The 20,946-nt window shown below is 42.3% G+C and carries 18 protein-coding genes and 1 tRNA gene; 6 read left to right on the top strand and 13 right to left on the bottom strand.

Features of this window, described 5'->3' with window-relative positions:
* The first annotated feature begins 162 nt into the window (after positions 1-162).
* Positions 163-1,785 (top strand): serine/threonine protein kinase, encoded by a 1,623-nt coding sequence (locus tag V7K97_RS18425; RefSeq protein WP_334802649.1) that lies wholly within the window; start codon positions 163-165, stop codon positions 1,783-1,785.
* 165 nt (positions 1,786-1,950) lie between these two features.
* On the opposite strand, the gene V7K97_RS18420 is transcribed toward V7K97_RS18425, so the two are convergent.
* The 7 genes from V7K97_RS18420 to egtC form a co-directional block, all read right to left on the bottom strand.
* Positions 1,951-2,035, bottom strand: a tRNA-Ser gene (locus V7K97_RS18420).
* 811 nt (positions 2,036-2,846) lie between these two features.
* Positions 2,847-4,310 (bottom strand): PQQ-dependent sugar dehydrogenase, encoded by a 1,464-nt coding sequence (locus V7K97_RS18415; RefSeq protein ID WP_334802457.1) that lies wholly within the window; start codon positions 4,308-4,310, stop codon positions 2,847-2,849.
* A 107-nt stretch (positions 4,311-4,417) separates the two neighbouring features.
* The gene (locus tag V7K97_RS18410) at positions 4,418-5,761 is read right to left on the bottom strand and encodes a DVUA0089 family protein (RefSeq protein WP_334802456.1); all 1,344 of its coding nucleotides are present in this window, start codon (positions 5,759-5,761) and stop codon (positions 4,418-4,420) included.
* A 1,402-nt stretch (positions 5,762-7,163) separates the two neighbouring features.
* Positions 7,164-7,970: a pentapeptide repeat-containing protein gene (locus V7K97_RS18405; RefSeq protein ID WP_334802455.1), complete on the bottom strand. Its 807-nt coding sequence runs from the start codon at positions 7,968-7,970 to the stop codon at positions 7,164-7,166.
* A 10-nt stretch (positions 7,971-7,980) separates the two neighbouring features.
* Positions 7,981-8,622, bottom strand: a complete 642-nt coding sequence (locus V7K97_RS18400) for a hypothetical protein (RefSeq protein ID WP_334802454.1) — start codon at positions 8,620-8,622, stop codon at positions 7,981-7,983.
* Positions 8,623-9,034: 412 nt separating this feature from the next.
* Positions 9,035-9,835, bottom strand: coding sequence for an RMD1 family protein (locus V7K97_RS18395; protein WP_334802452.1), 801 nt, complete (start codon positions 9,833-9,835; stop codon positions 9,035-9,037).
* A 228-nt stretch (positions 9,836-10,063) separates the two neighbouring features.
* Entirely contained in the window at positions 10,064-10,852 is a 789-nt protein-coding gene (egtC, locus tag V7K97_RS18390) for an ergothioneine biosynthesis protein EgtC (protein WP_334802451.1), read from the bottom strand.
* Between egtC and V7K97_RS18385 the strand changes: the two genes are divergently transcribed.
* Positions 10,851-11,615 (top strand): nucleotidyltransferase domain-containing protein, encoded by a 765-nt coding sequence (locus V7K97_RS18385; RefSeq protein WP_334802450.1) that lies wholly within the window; start codon positions 10,851-10,853, stop codon positions 11,613-11,615. The genes egtC and V7K97_RS18385 overlap by 2 nt on opposite strands.
* Positions 11,616-12,109: 494 nt before the next feature.
* On the opposite strand, the gene V7K97_RS18380 is transcribed toward V7K97_RS18385, so the two are convergent.
* From V7K97_RS18380 to V7K97_RS18360, 5 genes are all read right to left on the bottom strand, one after another.
* Positions 12,110-12,490 (bottom strand): DUF423 domain-containing protein, encoded by a 381-nt coding sequence (locus tag V7K97_RS18380; RefSeq protein WP_334802648.1) that lies wholly within the window; start codon positions 12,488-12,490, stop codon positions 12,110-12,112.
* Positions 12,491-12,554: 64 nt separating this feature from the next.
* Positions 12,555-13,034: a hypothetical protein gene (locus V7K97_RS18375; protein ID WP_334802449.1), complete on the bottom strand. Its 480-nt coding sequence runs from the start codon at positions 13,032-13,034 to the stop codon at positions 12,555-12,557.
* A gap of 113 nt (positions 13,035-13,147) precedes the next feature.
* Positions 13,148-14,320 (bottom strand): RNA-guided endonuclease InsQ/TnpB family protein, encoded by a 1,173-nt coding sequence (locus V7K97_RS18370; protein WP_334802448.1) that lies wholly within the window; start codon positions 14,318-14,320, stop codon positions 13,148-13,150.
* 122 nt (positions 14,321-14,442) lie between these two features.
* Positions 14,443-15,138, bottom strand: a complete 696-nt coding sequence (gene bchM, locus V7K97_RS18365) for a magnesium protoporphyrin IX methyltransferase (RefSeq protein ID WP_334802447.1) — start codon at positions 15,136-15,138, stop codon at positions 14,443-14,445.
* Positions 15,139-15,371: 233 nt separating this feature from the next.
* Positions 15,372-16,337 (bottom strand): stage II sporulation protein M, encoded by a 966-nt coding sequence (locus tag V7K97_RS18360; protein ID WP_334802445.1) that lies wholly within the window; start codon positions 16,335-16,337, stop codon positions 15,372-15,374.
* Between the two features lie 80 nt (positions 16,338-16,417).
* On the opposite strand from V7K97_RS18360, the gene V7K97_RS18355 reads away from it, so the two are divergent.
* Positions 16,418-17,266, top strand: coding sequence for a DUF975 family protein (locus tag V7K97_RS18355; protein WP_334802443.1), 849 nt, complete (start codon positions 16,418-16,420; stop codon positions 17,264-17,266).
* A 20-nt stretch (positions 17,267-17,286) separates the two neighbouring features.
* Positions 17,287-18,066 (top strand): RDD family protein, encoded by a 780-nt coding sequence (locus V7K97_RS18350; protein WP_334802442.1) that lies wholly within the window; start codon positions 17,287-17,289, stop codon positions 18,064-18,066.
* Between the two features lie 155 nt (positions 18,067-18,221).
* On the opposite strand, the gene V7K97_RS18345 is transcribed toward V7K97_RS18350, so the two are convergent.
* Complete coding sequence (locus tag V7K97_RS18345; RefSeq protein ID WP_334802441.1) at positions 18,222-19,010, bottom strand: DUF1868 domain-containing protein; 789 nt, start codon at positions 19,008-19,010, stop codon at positions 18,222-18,224.
* A 291-nt stretch (positions 19,011-19,301) separates the two neighbouring features.
* On the opposite strand from V7K97_RS18345, the gene holA reads away from it, so the two are divergent.
* The gene (gene holA / locus V7K97_RS18340; RefSeq protein WP_334802440.1) at positions 19,302-20,291 is read left to right on the top strand and encodes a DNA polymerase III subunit delta; all 990 of its coding nucleotides are present in this window, start codon (positions 19,302-19,304) and stop codon (positions 20,289-20,291) included.
* Positions 20,292-20,400: 109 nt separating this feature from the next.
* The gene (locus tag V7K97_RS18335; protein WP_334802439.1) at positions 20,401-20,886 is read left to right on the top strand and encodes a DUF4168 domain-containing protein; all 486 of its coding nucleotides are present in this window, start codon (positions 20,401-20,403) and stop codon (positions 20,884-20,886) included.
* Positions 20,887-20,946 lie beyond the last annotated feature (60 nt).

The raw sequence follows: 20,946 nt of genomic DNA, 5'->3' as shown, positions 1-20,946 counted from the left end.
ATGGGGAGGTCTTTCTCACTTCAGGTATTCCAACAACTAAATTATCCCCTAAGATAGACAGGCAAGAACCCTGCCCTATAACAAATGTGGGAAAATTTTTGGGAAATCCCTCAAGACTCAGGACTCGCTACTTATCTGCTCACTCAGGACTCAGGACTCTTTATGTTAGCAGGCACAATTTTGCAGGATGGAAAATATACCCTAATTCAAGAAATAGGGCGGGGTGGCTTTGGCATTACGTTTAAAGCTACGCATCACTACTTGGATCAGGAGGTGGTGATGAAAACCATCAATGAACGGCTGCAACAACATCCTGATTTTGCCAAATTTGAGCGCCAATTCCAAGATGAAGCCAGACGATTAGCTACGTGTATCCACCCAAATATAGTCAGAGTTAGTGACTTTTTTGTGGAATCTGGACTGCCTTACATGGTGATGGAATACATTCCTGGCGAAACCTTGGGAGACGCATTTGTATTACCAGGAATACCAATGCCTGAAACCACAGCAATTCATTACATCTGGCAAATTGGGGCAGCTTTGCAGGTAGTACACAACAATGGTTTGTTACACCGAGATATCAAACCAGATAATATCATTCTTCGTCAGGGAACGCAGGAAGTAGTATTAATTGATTTTGGCATTGCCAGAGAATTTAATGGCAGTGTGCGGCAGACTCATACGGGTTTGGTTTCTGAGGGTTATTCTCCCATTGAGCAGTACTTGACGCAAGCAGCACGCACACCTGCCACAGATGTTTATGGTTTAGCAGCAACCTTGTATGCACTGTTGACAGCCCAAGTTCCCATACCAGCATTATTGCGCGATCGCGAACTTATGGCTTCCCCCCGCGAACTGCAACCACACTTGAGTGCTGCTGTCAACCAGGCGGTAATGCGCGGTATGGCGGTAGAGTCTCGTTTTCGGCCAGCGACGGTTGCTGAGTGGTTACAACTGCTACCTGGAAATGGGTTGAATACGACACCGCAAGCTTTAGCTACTTACGCAGTGCCAACTGTCAATTTATCTGCACAGCAGGCAGCAACTGTAATGGGGAAAACTGCCCAAAATCGGATTAATAGACCATCTGCGTTAGCGCAGCCCAACCCAGGCATGGCTAAGGGATCAGTAGTAGCTAAAAAGCTGGGGTCATCACAGCTACTTATTGGTATAGGTGTAGCTCTAGTTGCGGCTACAGCAGGTTTTGGGATCACGAGCATATTACCCAAATCTCCGCAACAGCCAACTACAAAGCCGCTTTTTGAACAGCCAACTCCAGAACCAGGCGCGAAAGTGCCTAACTTCGATAGAACATCTTCACCCGAAGGTGAAGATACTAACACCACCTCAAGAACCGAAACAGCACCTGCGTCTAATTCCAAGCAGCGCCGGCGCAATCGTCGTTCTCCCCAGCAAGAATCTTCCCGCCCCAGCCCTACAGGAGAATTGCAACGCGGCAATTCCGAACAATCTACACCTGCACCGAGCGTTTCACCCACACCCTCGCTAGTGGAGAAACTACGGGCGATCCGCTCATCTCGTAAGGCTTCACCCGCACCATTCCCACAAAATAACTTACCCGCCTCTGGTCAAAATTCTCCCTTCCCTCAACCCGTGAGTCCGTCAAAACCTGTGGTTATACCAGCAGCACCATTAACGGAATCCAAACAATCAGATCCTTCTGCTGTAGTAGTACCAACGGTGGAAAAGCAAAATTCACCAAATAATAGTCACCCCCAGAATGTTCACAAGTTTGAGGAAAAGCCACAAGATGATAATAATTAGGGACTTCCAACAAATAAATTACCCACCCCACAAGAAGTAGTTGAGTATTTTTTGATTTGGAAGTTCCCTAGTCAATTTTAGATTTTTAACTTTGAATTTTGGTGAAGCAGCGTAGTGAGTTCAGCACCGCGCTAGCTCCTATTAACTAATTCGTCATCTTTTGAACGGAGAGGGGGGGATTCGAACCCCCGTTGAGTTTCCCCAAAACGCATTTCGAGTGCGTCACCATCAACCACTCGGACACCTCTCCAGCTATGTACTCAGACATTTGAATATCTATTCTAGATTCAAATGCTGTGAAGTCAAGGAAATCTTACTGTATTTCCTGAAATATTATAGCATTATTGCTTTTTTTGCATCACGCAATCTTCCAGGAACGCCAATGGTCAAGCCCAAGGCATTTACCCCCCTTAATCCCCCCGATATATTGGGGGGAAACCAGAAATCTCTTTCCCTCCCCTTAAAAAGGCTATAGTGTACACACATCTTTCTATAAAACCAAAACCGTTGAAGATCCCCCTAAATCCCCCGATAAATTGGGGGACTTTAAGAACTTTTTGCCCCCCTTTTTAAGGCAGGGCTGATTCATTCCCCAAAAGACCTTAATTTACAAGCGTATCAGTCAAAAAAATCAGGTTTTTAAACACTCTAATTGGGTCAAAAACCAGGCGATCGCACTTAAATTTACCGATTGAAACAGTAATTTTTCGATTACCAACTCACTAAATTTTCTGGTTGATACTCTTGACAAAATTCTGATCTGAACGAATGAAACAGCCCTGCTTTTTAAGGGGGGTTGGGGGGATCAAAACGCCTGTGGGATAACTTTAGAATACTTGTGTGTACACCGTAGCCTTAGAAAGGGGAGGGTTAGGGTGGGGTAATTCCACAGACTGATTGTGATTCGATAAACACGGTAGCCTTTTTAACGCTTGTTCGGAGGGATCATTTAAATGCCTAAAATCACAGCAAAATACTTTTAAAACATCATCTGAAAATGACTCAGAGCGCATATAGTTTTGCGTAATTCCTATAAGTAATCCAAAAATACCCAATCTGCTTTAGGTAGTGGGTATAGAGACTTCCCAGATTCCTTGGTTTCCACCATATTCTATAACATAAATCTTATTGCCGATAATCTCAGAATCAATGGGATTACTAAAACCTGCGGCAATGCGCGTAGCGTTAAGTTTATAGTTGGTATTTCCGACTTTCGTTAACTTTAAATGCAGTAAGTCTTGGCTGGCATCTTTAAAAGGGCCTGCTAATGTTTCGCCAGTAGGATCGCCTGGTGTCCAACTCAACATGAATCCATCTCTCTGGAATTCTGGACTCATTACTCCTAGTGTATCAAAAACCAAGCCTAAAGGAGAACGGTGTGCTGTAAAAGTGCTAAAATTCTGACCAACAACACTAGCATCTTTGACTTGACCATCTACAGGATCGCGGTAATTGTCTGCATCCGGGCCAAGATTAGGAATTGGTTCAATCAAGTTTAGAGGGGGAGTAGGAAAGGTTGGATCGTTACGATAGTAGCCTTTTGTGACTGCGCCAAATTTGGGGTTTAACAATCGGTCAGTAGCAGGGTTATAATTGGGGAATTGTTGTGGATTATCTGTCCCACCAATCCGCCAGGGAAAGCCGTAATTACCACCTAGACGTAGCCAATTTAATTCTTCTGACATATCGCGATCGGGACCATTTTCTGTGCCAAATAAATCCCCGTTGGGTGCAAAAGCCATATCGAAAGTATTACGTGTTCCTTCTACAAAAATATAGCCGGCTGTCTTTAAGGTTGCTCGATCGTTTGCAAGAAAGAGATTTGTACCATTAGTAGGAAGGCGGAGTATACAGGCGGTTAATCCTACTTCACGAGTATCAGGATATAGACCATCAACAGACTGAACCTCACCATGATCGGTACGAGAACCGCTATTCACATAGATATAATTACCATCTGGGCTAACAATCACGCCGTTGAAGCGATGGTCATAAGCTGTTTTGCTTTTGGGATAACCTGTACTCTTAGCTAAGACAGACCAGATACGCTGTCCTGTAGCCGAATTAATTACGCCTTTAACAATAATTGCTTTGGTCTGGTTATTCACCAGGTCTGCATTGCCAACCAAATAAATTGTCCCGTTAGGACCAATGGCCATACCTTGAGTTTCACCGACATTATGATTGCTAGAGTTGTACACAAGTGTACTAGTAGAGGAGCCTAAATTGACTTGATAAATGTCACCATTTTGTTTGAGGTAATAAAGGGTGTTGTTTCGTGGATCTTTTACAATCCGAACAGAAGGAGAGTCTGATAACGTATTCAGAATATTGCGAACCTGAATATCAGGACGCAGGGCTACAGGTGTAGGATTTACTCCAATAGTGCTATGACTTGATATAACTATTGTAAATAACAGAGTTATTGTAAATAACACTGCTTGAACGGCGAAAAAGAACCGTTTTAGAGCGAACTGATCGGTAAATCTGCGTTGAACTTGGTTGGATGATTTAGTCTTATTCATTATTTTCTTGATAAAATAGTCAGATGATTTTGTTCCTAAATCTTCTTGATGAGGGAAAAATCTTTAGAGCTTACAGGGTGGAGTTAGTAATGGCTATTATTCTATTCTTATGACAAACTGACTCCTAGGGTATAAGGAGCAGAGTTGCTGTCACTAGAGCCAGAGAAAGTTCCGCCATCTTGAGGAAATAAAGCATATTTACTCACTGAAATGGAGTATGTACCAGCACCTAGTGAAGCGGTGATTAATGACCCAAAATCAGCGCCACTATCATCGTCACTTTTCAGTAAAGTCCCAGCATTGTTAAACAGTCCGATAACTGTATCATCGGTTGTTACTGTACTGATAGTAACAGTTTTTGGACTTGCTAGAGAAAATGTAAAAAAGTCGAAATCGGGCTTGTTCCCTGGTTGAACTGTTACTAATTCACCTGAGATATTAACGTTTGAGCCGGATGATAAAGAACCCAATCCTTCAGCGCTGGCTAGTGTATTGTTTGTAGCTTGTCCAGCATTTTCCCGCTCATAGAAAAGGAAGTAGTCACTATCAAGTCTGAGGTTGACTACGCCCTGTACAATACCGATAATTTCATCTGGCTCTGCTCCAGGTTTGTCTAAGAATATTTGTGTGTTGGCTCCAACAACTTGTAGGCGGTAGTCCTTTGGGGGGCCTTTGAGTTCTATTCGATCTTCACTACTGTTGAAGTCAGTAATAGTAGCTAAGTCCCCAAAACCAGCAGTCGTAGTGTTTTTATCGTCGTAGTAGACGTTTTTAGCATCCCCAAGGATAAATCTATCTCGCCCAGCACCGCCAGTTAAGGTATCAATCTCCCCTAATCCGGGTGACAGTGGACTACCAGGCCAAGCACCGATGAGGATATCGTCTCCAGACCCACCATTGAGTATGTCATTGCCAGGTCCGCCCTGTAGACTATCATTACCATCCTCACCATTGAGGGTATCATTACCAAAATTACCATCTAGGGTGTCACTGCCTGCTCTTCCATTCAGAGTGTTGTTAGCACTATTACCAAAGATGAAGTTGTTAAGACTGTTACCTGTCCCGTTGATGGCGCCTGTCCCGGTGAGCCTCAGATTCTCTAGATTGATACCTAGTGTGTAGGTGACAGAAGACTGGACGGTATCTGTGCCTGAATTCACAGCCTCGGTAATGATATCAGCAGCACTATCAATAATGTAAGTGTCATCGCCTACTCCGCCATTTAAGTTGTCAGTGCCCAAGCCGCCATCAAGTGTATCATTGCCTAGTCCACCGATTAAACTGTCGTTTCCCGTCCCACCAAAGAGATTATCGTTACCCGCCGCACCATTTAGGGTGTCGTTACCGGAAAGACTATTGGCATTACCACCATTAGCCCAACCATATATCGTGTCATCTCCCGAAGTTCCATTTCTTGTGTCAGCAGATGTAGTTCCGTAAATAACTGCCATATTTATTATTTTTCCTGAAATTATAATTAATGCCTAAGTTCGCCCTCAGTCAAAGAACTCTTTATCAGTTCAATGTGGATTAATTTGAATTGTAAATTTAGATGCAGATAAACTTATTAACCTAGTTGATACTACTTACAAAGTATTAATTAAGGGACTTCCAAATCAAAAAATATCCCAAATTTTTTTGTGGGATGGGTGTCCGCACTACGTGCCGCTACGCGAACAGCCGGACTATACTCAGAGCGGGCAGGATACCCACCCCACAAGATGGATAATTTATTTCTTGGAAGTCCCTTATTGATTTGGTTATTCGATTACGCAAATGGTAAGTAACTAGTACAGCACGGCGTAAATCTAGCTACCATCTCAATTAACTAGACAACAAATTGCTCAAGTCCGTTGTTAAATCCAGGCAAACTTTCGCCACAGTGTACTATGTCAAATATTGATTTGCTTTGGTTTTTTTGAGAATATTTTTAATTTTTAGATGTAACTATTTAATTACCATGAGCGAAAGGTCACGTCAACTTATTTACCAAATCTTTAAAATATAGTATGTGTACTTTATGATATATTTAAAATTCTGAGAAAAACTTTCAGTAGCTGGACAAAAATATTTACAGCCATTGGGAACCTTTCACTTCTTTATAAGGCGCTCCACGAAGGTTACACTCGCTTTTGACATTGTGTAATTAATTCTGTCCGACTACTTAAACTCCAAAAATTGAACAGAAATGTTTCGTGCAGTCCCCACCTAAAAATACTATAAAAATATCTACATTTGAGGTGGGGTAAGCGAAACCAGTATAAAACGCGCAGCAACAGCTATTCTTTCATGCTATTATTCTAAGAATTAGTTTTTGCGGTACTGTAAAAGCTTTATAGCTGGAGACATAGACCAATTTCACTAATTATTTATAATCAGTAAAAAGTATTACTAATAATGACTTTTTACTAGGGTGTTCGGAAGCGAAAGTTCTAACGACACACTGAGAACGCCAGTAGCCCTGGTAACGCTCAAGAAGTATTTCAGCTTCTTAGCGCACCAATCCCCATGTATAATCTTTGATTTAGATGGGGTGCGTTCAATCTCAAGGTCAATTAATTACTTTGTTGTAACCTAGCGCGATGTGCGACTTATTCTTGAAACCCCACTTCCATTCCTCTCCCCAAAGCGGGGAGAGGCTTTAAGTCCTGCTCCCCAACGCTAGTAGGGAAGGGGCTGGGGGTTAGGTTTGAGAGAAAGTTGCACACCGCGTAACCTAACGCTCTTCTATGACTCTGGAGAGAGAAGAATCCAAGCGATTAGAAATCGCGGCTACACAAGCAAAGTCCGCCTGCGCGGACTAACGCTAAAATAGGGTTTCAAATTTAATCTGACGAGAGTAATAAAAGAGCGCTAATTGTGTTTTGAAGCGTCAGGCATAATTGCTTCCTGAATATTTACGCCGGTGAGGTTGGCTCCTCTAAGGTCGGCTCCTCTAAGGTTAGCTCCTCTGAGATTCGCTCCTGCCAAATTTGCGCTTCTGAGGTTAGTCCAACTTAAGTTAGCTTGACTCAAGTCGGCTTCACTGAGGTTAGCCCGCAACAGGTATGCACCAGTGAGGTGAGCCTTGTTCAGATTAGCTTTGTAAAGGTCAGCTTTGTAAAGATAAGCTCCCAACATTTCTGCTTCGTACAAACTTGCCTCGCTGAGGTCAGCTGCAATCAAGTTAGCTTCAATGAGATTGGCAAAAGAAAGGTTAGTCCGCATCAGCTTTGCTGCACCCAAATCGGCATCTCTCAAGTTAGCACCTCTTAAGTCAGTTCCAATTAGATTAGCATGAGCGATCGCAGCACCTCTAAGATCCACATCACTCAAGTCGGCTCCAATCAGATTGGCATGACTCAAATCAGCCTGCCTAAGAATAGCACCACTCAAGTTAGCAACACTGAAGTTAGCCGCACTCAGGTTAGCTTCAACGAGTAAGGCTTTGTAGAGGTTGGCACTACTGAGGTCAGCACCACTGAGGTTTGCTCGCACCAGTAAAGCATTACCCAAATCCACTCTTCTCAAGTTTACCCCCTGGAGGTTTGCGCCTCTGAGGTTATCGCCTTGCAGATTGGCGGCGCTGAGGTCTGGTTCAATGTGGGAATTTTTCTTTCTCCACTCAGTCCATGTAACTGCACCTGCTTTGAGTAAAGCTAGATGCTCTCGATTTGCCATTTTATCTCCTTTACTCCTGACGCCCACCCAGAGGATTTGCCCGACCTGCTACACTTTCAATGGCCGTTAACGCTCCCTGAGCACCTGCGAGAATATCCTGTTCTTGTCCACCTAAGTAAAGCCTTCCAAAGCTACCTACAGCCTGAACTTCAAGAATGTTAATCTGCGCCGCTTTTTCTGCTTCATTAGCAGCCAATGCAGCGTAAGCAGCAGGTTCCACTTCTAATACATATAGGGTTTGTCCTGCTAGTAGTAGCTGTCCCCGGCGGGTGCGATTAATCAGTTGGGTTTGATAAGCATCGATGTTGCGGATAATCTGACTAGAAACTACACGCGGTTTGAGACATTCCTCTCTTCGGACTCCCAGCGCGGCCAAAATTGCTTGACCAGCAGCTCGCGTTTCGCCTTGGGAGCTAGAATGAACTTCCAATAGTCCATACAGTCGTTCAACTACCTGTACTCCCGGACGGACAGAGGCAGCTTTTAGGGCTATATCGGTAATTTTGTTAATTTCGATACCAGGAGAGATTTCAATCCACAGTGATGTATCTCCTGGTAATGGTAAGAAGCCTTGGGCTACTGTTCCCATATATGCTGCATGTTGAGGTTGCAGGTTGTCGAGAAATACGAAACTGCGTAGTTCTATTCCCAAGATTTTGCTCTCCAGTCGTGAAGGAAAAAGGCATCTATATATGGCATAAAGGAGCGCAAATTCCGTTTAATCTATCTACACCCGTGGGTCAAATCGCAATTATAGAAGTCAATGCTTATTTAGAAGATCCTCGTCCTCGTGGGATAAAATCTACTTTGATCGCACAACCTAATTTTTGTTCAACACAGCTACTTTGTAAACACCTTGACCTTTTTACATTACCCCAGTTTTACCCCAAAATTGACTATTGGCTTAAACAGCTTGGTCTGATATTTTTACATAAACCCTCTTGCTAATTATATAGAAGTGGGAAGAATGTTTTCTTTGGTTGCGATCGCTTGAGGTCGGCTTGCTCGTCTTCATCACCTGCTGGGATGTAAACCGATGATCTTTACCCTCTGCAAATTTAGCGTTAGCCTTTGAAAAGGATGTCATAAACTGACAGCAGAACTTCCACCACAATCAGAATTACCACATACCACTCTACTCGCTGGCTACTGCTATGCTGCATGAACTCCAACACTGTTTGGGCGGTTTGGGAAATTAACTCTAGTTTGCGTTCCAAGGCGCTGTGACGCTCACGGATTTCGTATTCATCCTCCAAGCGCAGATATAAGTTTTCTAGCTGTGGGGATTCCCAGAGCAACTCCGGCTTATCAATAATCTCGACTCGACCCACAATCTTATGTTGAACTAACAGGGTAGTCCCAAGTTGACGCAGTAATTCCCGACTCTGACGCCTACTTCTGTTTTCACGCTGGAGACTAGCTGCAAAGGGTTCAATTTGATCAAATACAGTCGCTAGGCTAGTTTCGTAATGAGACAGCACAACACTCTTGGCGAGAATATCAGCGACTATCTGCAAGCGTTCTACACTAAATTCATGGAGCAAAATTTTTCCTTCTTTAACTCGCTCACTCTCGCCAACGTTGAGATGAATTTCCACTTCTTCTGTTTCCGGGTTGGCAAAAGAGTCACGAACTTGAGAGGATAGTTTGGTCAAGAAGGCTACCTTTTCTTCAGGCTCAAGATTAAACAGCACAACTGCACCATAGCCCAGAAGTACTGCACAGCCTTGTTCACCGACTGTAACCATTACTGGCATCGTCGCCAAGCAAATGTAATTCTCCAACATCTGTAAGTTAATATCTTTACCCAGGAATAGGGCTTGCGCTCTAAATCTATCTTTGTCATGAAAAAGGAGTTTTTGCATTGTTACCATTCGCTATATTTTGCCTGTTTTACTACCGGGTAGCGATCGCAATTGATGCCTGTTGTCAGAGATCGCTAAAATTTCAGCTATACTGATGCAAAAACCTGTCCCAGGGTTCAAAATCAATCATTCTCCCCTGCTAAAATTCACCAGATGAGATTTTAATCATTTCTCTGAGAGTACTGATTTTTGAGTTTTGAGAAGCAAGATAACTAAGACTTTTTCGCACTAGATTTGCTCAATTTGGATCTCACAGTCTGCTCCCACACTAATGATGCTATTTTCGGGAAAAGGAATCCAATTACCTCTAAATAGAGGTTCAGACGCAATAATTACAGATTTTGGGAAAGTCGGATCATCTCGTATCCAGTAAAGAGATGGAGGTGGTGAAGTGGTAGCAAAGCGAGAAGCTATCAGGCGATGTCCGTCACTAGAGATTATATTGAGTGAGGCTTCTACTTGATAGCGTTTTGCCATCTCCGATAACGTTAATAATGTGGTGCGTAAAGCATATTCTGGAGGTCGATGTTTGTTAATTTGACTTTGTGAAAGTAACAATGCGAAAATGTGTTCAGAGTCAGTATTGCCATTAATTTGTTCGTAAAAATCTTGGGTCAAAGTGCTGCGGATTTTTCTGTGTAATGTTTTGCGGAAATTTTCGATTAGTCCATTGTGAATAAATAGCTGTTGTTGATGGCCAAAGGGCTGACAGTTGACAAAATCTACCGATTCGTCTGGTGTAGCACTGCGGACATAAGCAAGTACACACTTGGATTCAACGTAACGGCTGAGATGGGGTAGGTTTATATCATTCCAAATAGGTAGGGTATTTTTGTAGATAAAAGGTTCGATATCTTTTTGAATATGATACCAGCCCACACCAAAGCCATCTGCATTTACCAACCCGGAGGTCATTTCGCGGGGTTGATAACTCTGGACTATCAGTGAGTGTTCTGGTTTATATAGAAGAGATTCCAAGGAAATAGGCGAACCGAGGTAAGCAAGTAAACGGCACATGATGAATATTCCACCTTCTATTAGCACAATTATTGGGCAACAGCCTTACCCGTTTTTATTCACCATCATTAGTGGTTCCCACTTATATGGTTTTCCGTCACCTGATTCTGATTATGATTTGCGTGGTGTGCATATCTTACCAGTTCAAGAAGTGGTGGGATTAGAAACTAGGAATGAAACTATTGAAGTTTCAGAAGTTCGCCAATCTTTAGAAATTGATTTAGTCACTCATGATATCAAAAAGTTCTTTTTGATGCTGCTTAAAAAGAATGGTTATGTGTTAGAACAACTGTATTCTCCTTTAATATTGACAACTTCACCAGAACATGAAGAGTTGAAAGTTATTGCCCAAAATTGCATTACCCGTCATCATAGTTACCATTATCTTGGTTTTTCTGCAACCCAATGGAAACTTTTTGAGAAAGAACATACCCATCGAATCAAGCCATTACTTTATGTATATCGAGTCTTATTAACTGGAATTTATCTGATGCAGACAGGGATAATTGAAGCTAATTTAATTAAGCTCAATGAGGTTTTTAATTTACCATATATTCCTGATTTAATCGCGCAAAAGTTAGCAGGTACAGAAAGGTCTATTTGGTCAGATATTAATGTAGATTTTCATCAAAGAGAATATGAACGTCTGCGTAATAAGTTGCAAGAAGCATATCAATCCAGTCCATTACCTGAAGCACCTTCAGCTAATATGGCTTTGCATAATTTTTTGGTCCGCCTGAGAGTGAGTAATTATAAATTATAAACTGAGAATACATAGCTCATTTTCTGGCTGTTATCTGGCGGATATATAGCGGTTCTCGTTTAAGTGAGGTACAAGAACCCCACCCCCAACCCCCTAACTTATATCTTGCACCTAGCCCTGGCGATTAGAAATCGCGGCTATACAAACTTTCGTCCGCCTACGCGGACTAACGCAAAATTAAGGGTTTGAAACCCGCTTAGGTGGTCACTGAGCTTGTCGAAGTGCGGGTTTTGCTTGGTAGCCGCGACTTCTAGCCCGGTGCAAGATATGTTGCTCTGATGTACCTTATATGGGAGCATCCCAAATGTGCAAAAACCTTGATAGCCCTCATCCCCTAACCCCTTCTCCCATCTTTGGGATTCGGGGAACTAGAATTATGTCTCCCCTCTCCCAAAGATGGAAGAGGGGCTGGGGTGAGGGAAAAGATTTAAGCTCTCATCGGGATGCTCCCCCTTATATGATTAGGAAACGCTATAAGTAAGTAGCTAACTTCTTTAGAACTTCAGATTCCAAGCAGCAAAAGCTAAAGCACCCCAACCGGCAAGAAAGGCTACGCCGCCTATTGGTGTAATTGCACCCAAGGATTTTACACCAGTTAAGCTAAGAGCGTACAAACTTCCTGAGAAAATAGCAATACCAATGAGAAATAACCATCCACTGGCGATGAGGGCGGGTTGAGGAAATTCGGTGCGACTAATTAGTAGTGCTACTAAAAAAAGTGCCAGAGCGTGATACATTTGGTAACGAGCGGCAGTTTCAAAAATTTCTAGCGATCGCTCACTAATCTTTTCCCGCAATGCATGAGAAGCAAAAGCACCAGCAGCAACTGACAAACCGCCTAAAATGGCAGCTACGCTCAAAAAAATCTGCGTCATTAGACTTAGCCGTAAGTTGAAGATCGTCATTAGTCATTAGTGAATAACAAATGACCAATGACAATTAGACATCAAAATGATATGATACAGCCCCTTCTTCGTTCACCTTAAAGTTTGCATTGAATTCTTTAGCTTTTTCATCTAAATATTGTCTGGCGTGGGCTGCGGGTAGTTGTGATTGCATGGCAAAGCCTAAAACAGTTAGGCGCCCCTGATTCTCTTGTAGCATCTCATAAAAAATCGATTGCAGGCGATCGCTAACTTGTTGATTAAGCACCTTTTTCTCCTGTCGGCTTTGACGGTACAATCCCAATGCTAACCATGTGCCCAGTGTGAGGGTAGGAACGCCAAAAATTAGACCACCGACAGCACTATTGTCATCTTGGTAAGTAGCATTTGGTGCAGTAAATTCATACGCATCTTTCACTGGTATGTACACCTTACGTGTAGCAAATTTTTCCAATGCCGCCGTTGCTGATAGCATTAAAAACATGAATCCGAGTGTCAGTAGCCAGCCGGCAGCTAATTTTTCAGCAGTCTTCATAGTTTCACATCAGATTTACACTTTGCTAGTGATTTTAACCTGACTTTCGCAAAGGTTCCAGTTCAACTTCCAAGAGTCAACTGCCCCACCCACTCTTGGGATGGGGCTTGTAACTAGGAAATATGATTTCGCGAAACATACGGGGTATTGACTGACCCCTGCTCCTGGGTCCCTTGGGTAGAGGAGAGGATATAATCATCACGGACATTTCTAGAAGCATTAAGATCCGCGTGAATGTGATGTCCACAGTTTTTACATTGGAACTTCGACTTGTGGCGATTTGTCCTTTTAATATGCTTGCAAACATTACACTTCTGGGAAGTGTAGCGAGGGTCTTGATGTACTACTTTTTTCCCTAAAGCTTCTGCCTTGTAAGCTAAGAACTGTTCTTGCTGATAGAAAGCCCAACTACCCAACCATTTATTCATTTTCTTGAGCCAGTGCGGTGGACGGGTTCCCCGGCATAAAGCAACTGGCGTGCCCCGTTGCTGGGTGCGAATGCTGGACAAATCTTCAAGCACAAAAACCGCTACATCTGGTTGGTTAGCTAGCTTTTTACTTACACAATGATTCGTGTCCTTCTCTACGAGACGCTCCGCGAACATGAACCGCTTCTCGCGTCCAGATATCGATTTTAAACGACGTTTAGAACTGCGAGTGCCTTTTTGTTGGAGCTGACGACGATTGAATAAGTAGCATCTTTGAATACTTCTAATCTGGGAACTTGAGAAAAACTGTCCATCAGAGGTTACTGCTTGATGGTAAAGTCCCCGATCAATTCCTTGAATCCCTCCACTAATTTCTTGCGGGTTATCTGATTCAAAAACTAGTCTTACCCAAAACTGCTTTGAATGCTTTGAATAAGTTAAAGTTGCACCAGAAAATTCCCAATTCTCAAAAACTTGTTTGAAGTAATCAGGAATTTCTAGGATTAATTTAACTCGTTTACCAATACAGGACAAGGTTAATTGATGTCCGCGCAATGTCATTGTGCGTTTGTCATATCTCAGTCCTGATGTTGGTTTTTTTCTGGGAATACGCTTAAATTTAGTGGCTTTGATTGCTTCTAGTGCATTGTCCCTCACAGTCTGTAACAAAGCAGAAGGCACACTTGGATACTGTAGCCTCAATAGGTGATACAGATCCTTGTGTGCCTTGTTTTTGTTAAATGTTTTGTTCTCTATTGCCCAATCGATATGTGCATTAAATATTGATGCACACTGATTCATCAGATTTAAAAATCTTTCATCTGGTAAATTAACTGGGATAGAGACGGTACGCTTCATTATTAATCGTTTCTTTCTTCGAGTAAGACTTCGCAATCATGATGGGTAATCAGCTAATCCCATGCTTGCAATTTTCCAGGCTTCATCACTAGTTTTTGCAAGAGGAATAGGCAGAGTCTCAATTAGAATCCCTCTGTACGTGTAGCTTCCAGTATGCGGGAAAAATAGAACCGAGTCTTAGTCATCGCCTTTCGTTGCAAACAAAAGCCATTACTTTCCAAGATTCTCACCACATCAGCTTCACGGTGTAAATATGCACGAGTGGCTTTACTTGGCCCAGGAAAGAAACTGCCAATTTTCTTGAGTATACTTAGGGCGCACGTCTTCGGCGCAAAACTGAGAATTATCCGCGATTGTGCTAAAGAACAGAGGTGAGATATCATCTCATCCGCTTTTTCTTGGGGGTAGTGGATAAGAACATCCAAGCAAATAACAGTATGGTAGCTACCACTCAACGATTCCAAATCCTGCACAGCAAAAGTGGGATTTTCAGCATTTCCCAAGGTTTGCTTCGCTCTATCCTTACCTTCTTCCACCATTTTTTCAGAAATATCGGTGGCATAAACTTTAGCACCATCTACCGCCAGAGGGATGCTGAGACTACCGACACCACACCCAGCATCACAGATTGATAGCTCTGGTAAATTGTTATCAGCCTTCAGCCAACCGAGAACTGTATCCACGGTTTGCTGGTGTCCATTGCGGATGTCTAGTTGAACTTTGTTGACTTCGCCATCGCCATAGATTCGCTTCCAACGGTCAAACCCTGTGGAATTGAAATACTCGCGAACAATCGTTTTGTCATCAGCTACGTTCATAAACTTTGATTTTTAGGGGTTCCCAATGCTTAAAATTATCATTGATAGGAACCCATAAGAGCGGTCTTCCAGATTTTTCTAGATATGTTGCCCATAAGTAGGGGTGTACAGATGTGCGTCTCTAATCATTCAAGGGAGAAGCGCTATTTTTTTTAAAAACTATCATTCAATTACTTTATAATTCCAGTAAAAATTTTTGTAGGTAACAATTTTAGTATTTTCAAATTTTACCATCATAGCACTGCTGATGTTTGCTTGCGGCTACAATACATTACCAAAAGTACAAACAATCCCATTCCTGCCAGATATTTAATGGCATCAGGTATGCTGGGATTAGGAGAAAAGAAGCCTTCGATCGCACCAGCAATAATCAACATTGGTACAATCCCAAATACTAGTTGCACCGCTTGAGAACCGTAAAATTTCAGTGCATCCCCACGGCGATATTTACCAGGAAATAAAATTGCTCTGGCTAATAAAAATCCCGCACCTCCAGCAAAAAAGATGGCGGGTAATTCCAAGGAACCATGCGGCAACACAAAAGCCCAAAAAGGATAAGCGAGATTATTTTGACTAACTAAAGTACCAACAGCACCAATTAATAAACCATTAAATATCATCAAATAAGCTGTGGATGCCCCAAAGGTGATGCCACCAGCGACAGCCCCAAAAGACACTGACAAATTATTGATCATGATACTGCTCGATGCCAGAGGTTCAACGCCGACAATTGACCCCATCCATAATTTATGCTCATCTCGCACCTTGTTAATCAAGCTTTCAGGTACGATCAACGACATAAAGCTGGGGTTTTGCCAGGAATACCACCAAGCCACTAATGCCCCTAATAAAAACAGCGCCGTTGCAGCCGCAATGTATACAAATGTTTTCTGGACTACATCAGGTAATCCCCATCGGTAAAATTTTAAAATTGCCTGCCATTCCTGGCGCGGGGAACCCTGGTAAATCTGCGTATAGGCACGAGTTGTTAAAGATTGTAAACTTTGGATCAAAGTATTGCCGATTTGCTGAGTGCGGGCACGTGCCAAATCTGCCGCCACTGAACGATACAAACTCGCTAACTCTCTAATTTCTGCTGCCCGTAAGGATTTTAACCCTTTTTTTTCTATCTGCCTTAATAGGGCATCCAGACGTTGCCAATTCGGTTCTCGTCGCGCAATCCAACGTTGAATATTCATTAATTTTGGTAACACTGAGTTTAACTTAGCTTAAGATAGCCTCAAATTCACCTCCGTACTTTCAAGGGAAATTTGCCATCATGTCTGAAAACTTTGGATCTTCTGGTCAGATGCAACCACTGAGTGTAGGAAATGTTGTCAGTGCTGCGGTGCGATTGTATCGTTCTCACCTGAAAGACTATTTTTTACTAGCACTGAAAGCTTACGTCTGGGTACTGGTTCCAGTTTATGGATGGGCTAAATTTTATGCTCTTTCAGCGTTGATTTCTCGTTTGGCCTTTGGCGAGTTGGTCAATCAACCCGAAAGTATTTCGTCAGGTCAGCGTTACGTCAATTCCCGATTGTGGCAGTTTTTAGTGACAATGCTGTTAATGTTTCTCATCGGTATAGGAGTTGGCTTAGGTGCTGTAATTTTATTTGCCTTGGTTGGTTTTTTTTCAGCCTTCTTAGGGTTGGGACAACAAGCAAATCCAGCTACCTATATTTTATTTATTCTGCTTACTATTGTGGTAAGTATTGTGGCACTTGTGGCAATTTTTTGGTTTTTTACACGATTCTATTTAGCAGATGTGCCCCTTGCCATTGAAGAGAATGTTGATGGGATATCAACTATTAGCCGTAGCTGGGAATTAACTCAAGGTTACGTCTGGCGAATTCTAGCTATCTCATTTGTAGCCTTTTTGATCACAATACCTGCTCAAATTGTTCTCCAGATTCTTTCTGCTGTGATTCAGGCGATTTTCTTGCCCTTAATCAATCAGAATTCTACTATTTTTGCTCCGATTTTGGCTGTGTTTATCCTGGCATTAAGTTTTGGTACTGGCGCAATAATTTTACCATTTTGGCAAGCAATTAAAGCTGTTATTTACTATGACCTGCGGAGTCGTCGTGAAGGGTTAGGCTTGAAGTTACGCGATCGCGAAGTTTAAATGACAGTAAAAAGACGATTATGCACCTTTTCAATAATGTTAAATTTAATACTCCAGAAAGCGTAGAACTAGAGTTTACTCTTGCTGGAATCGGAAATCGTGCCTGGGCTTTGCTCATTGATTATCACGTTTTGGCTGTGATTTTGGTAGGATTTTTCACAGCTTGGTCTATTATTTCAGTCCCACTAGGAGATTTTTGGGTAGATATTTTCGGTACATCTGTGACTTTGTGGTTGATGGCGATCGCAATCCTTGTCAGTTTTATTATTTACATCAGCTATTTTGTATTTTTTGAAACCTTATGGTTTGGACAAACTCCTGGTAAACGGGTTGCTAAAATTCGCGTAGTTCGAGATGATGGTAGACTCATTGGGCTACAACAAGCAACGCTACGTGCTTTACTGCGACCGTTTGATGAAACTTTGTTTATTGGTGCTTTTTTAATTATCTTAGGTCGCCGCGAAAAGCGCTTAGGTGATTTGGTTGCTGGCACAATTGTCATTCAAGCCCAAACACCCACTGCATCTGCAACATTGACAATTTCCGAACAGGCTAAAGTACTCCATGAAGAGTTAGTAAAAACTGCCGATTTATCACCATTGATGCCCGATGATTTTGCTGTGATTCGTGAGTATTTACAGCGACGTGCTGCAATGTCATTAAAGGCAAGAGCCTCACTATCTCTAAAGTTAGCCGAGCAAGTTGTAGCTATTCTTAATTTAGAAAAGTTGCCAGAAGTTGTGACACCTGATGTTTTTTTAGAAGCTGTTTACCTCTTTTATCAACAACCAGAATTTTAGGCTGGAGTTTTTATCGTCAATTCAAGGGTTTAAGACCCCAACCATTACACGTAGTATCAGTTGAGTTGGGGTTTAAATCCCCGACTCCAACTGTACTAATAATCAGTAGTCAGTGGTTAGTGAGTGGAAACTACTGACTACTGACTACTAATTACTTAAAAATCTAAAATCGGCCAGTCTGGTTCACGATAATAGCGTGTCATATTATCAAACTTCCGTAATTCGACGCGATTGATCAAAAATTCTGGCAAATCCAACAGCCATTTTTCATTTAATTCAGACAGCATCGTGCTGAAGCTTGTGCGGTCTAAGTCAGATAGAACCTCCCCAAAATAGGCTAATGTAACATGGGCTGTCAAATGATAATGCTGCTCAATACCCAAGGCAATTAACTTGGGATTTTGATAAATTGTTCGGCGAAATTTAATAATTTCCTCATAGCAGCTTTCATCCTGGGGTATTAAACAAACGGCTACAGCTCTTGGCATCAGTATCAGTCCCAGCATTTGCCATTTAATCGGATGACTCCTATTTGTCATCAATTGTTGATATTGCTGGAACATTTCGGCTAAACAAGAGTGTAACTCCTCGTCAAATTTGGGATTTTTTTCGGAGGCATCAAGGTAAGCATTGTCCCAAATTAAATCCGCTAAAGTCAGATGTAAGCTAGCAGGAGGTACAGGTACAATCAAATTACGGTTTACAGGCAACTGCAAAAGTTCCTGTTGGTAAGTCTGTAATTTGGCATAGAAAGCAGAGTTCTGTGATTCTTCTTCTGCCGGCGGGGTAATTAGCGTATAGCCAGGAAAGGATGCTGCTTCTCTCAACCCAGAATGTGGCTGAAATTTAGAAGATTCCTGAATATGCTGGGCTTGGGATCTGTAGGTTTCTGGTAGCGTCAGTCGTGCTAACCGATTTAAGTAAGTTTGATAGTTGTCGTCCAATCTTCATGGCCTCATGCTCTCACTTGATAGATTTTAGGGAAAATTACCGCGATTAACAGAATGATTTTAAAAGTATTTTATTTTTGGGAGTGGGGAGTGGGGAGTGGAGAGTTAGGAGTTAGGAGTTATAAATATTAACTCTTCACCAATGCCCAATACTTCTCTACGAGAGGCTGCGCCAACGACAACTCTTGGAGACGCTACGCGTAGCTTGCTTCCCCGAAGGGGTACGCTCAGTACAAGTGCCCAATGCCCAATGCCCAATGCCCAATAATGCCCAAAGGTTAGTCTATGCCAATCTATGTTTACTGGGGTGAGGATGATTTTGCTATGGAAAAGGCGATCGCTATGCTGCGCGATCGCGTCCTCGATCCCCAATGGATAAGTTTTAATTACACTTCGTTCTCCCCAGATCAAGCTGATGCTGCTATCCAGGGGTTAAATGAGGTGATGACACCGACATTTGGCGCTGGTGGACGGTTGGTATGGCTGATCAATACTACTCTGTGTCAGCACTGTCCAGAGAATGTATTAGCAGAATTGGTGCGCTCGCTATCTGTAATTCCCGAAAACTCATTTTTATTGCTCACCAGTCGCAACAAGCCAGATGAACGCCTCAAATCCACAAAATTGTTAAAGCAGTTTGCCACCGAGTTCCGAGAATTTCCCCTCATTCCCCCCTGGAAAACAGAATTACTGGTGCAATCTGTGACTCAAGCAGCCCAGACTGTGGGCGTGAAACTGACTGCCAATACTGCCCATTTGTTGGCAGAATCCGTAGGAAATGATACACGATTACTCTACAATGAGTTAGAGAAATTGCGGCTATATGTCCAAGGTAGCAACAAGCCCTTAGACGTAGATACGGTGACGAAGTTAGTCAGAAATACTACTCAAAATAGCTTACAATTAGCAGCAGCAATCAGAACAGGAGATACAGCTAAAGCTTTGACAACATTGGCAGATTTGAGCAATGCTTCCGAACCGGGATTACGGATAGTTGCCACACTAATTGGACAATTTCGCACCTGGTTATGGGTGAAGATTATGATAGAAGGTGGGGAGCGCAATCAACAAGCGATCGCTATTGCTGCTGATATCGGTAATCCCAAACGGCTCTACTTCTTACAGCAAGAAATCAGGCTGCTTTCAGTGCAACAGTTAATTTATTGCTTACCCCTACTACTAGAGTTAGAAGTTGGTCTCAAGCAAGGAGCATCAGAAATGTCAACACTCCAGACTAAAATAATCGAACTTTGTCAAGTCTGCCGAGGAAATTGACAATCAAATATAAAAGCTTGATGTATTGAGCCGTTGCTGGAACTTCCAACTGCGAAAGTAATTCAAAGTCCTCATAATATCCCTGATGTAGTTCTGTATCACACACTATATGAAGAAAATTTCCGATTTATTTTCCCGATCTAGCCCAAAGCGAATCCTTTACCAATCATTCTTTTTTGGCGCGATCGCTACTGTGGGTGTGATTTTCAACGCTTTTTCATTGACTCACAAAGCTGATGCTCAAACTCCATCACCAATAGTTAACAATACTGAAATCAACAGCTATGCTCAAGCTGTGCTAGCAATGGAGCCAGTACGTCAAAATGCCTTTGGAGAAATTAAAAAACTTATTGGCAATGGAGAAATTCCTAAGATTGTTTGTAACGATTCTAACAGCTTTAATGGTCTTCCCAAGAAGGCTCAAGATATCGCCACGACTTACTGTACTCGCGCTCAAAAAATTGTCGAAGATAATGGTTTGAGTATTGATAAGTTCAACAAAATTACTCTAGAATTACAAAATAATAATATTAGTTTAAAAGAGCAGGTTTACAATACCTTCTTACGTCTGCAACAACCTCCTGAGTCTCGGTAACTAGAAGGGTCTAGAACACCAATTGAGTAATCCTGAAATAACCTCTCCCCCAACCCCTCT

It is taken from the genome of Nostoc sp. (genome assembly GCF_036917815.1).
Classification (GTDB): domain Bacteria; phylum Cyanobacteriota; class Cyanobacteriia; order Cyanobacteriales; family Nostocaceae; genus Nostoc.
This window is presented reverse-complemented; position numbering and strand designations above follow the sequence as displayed.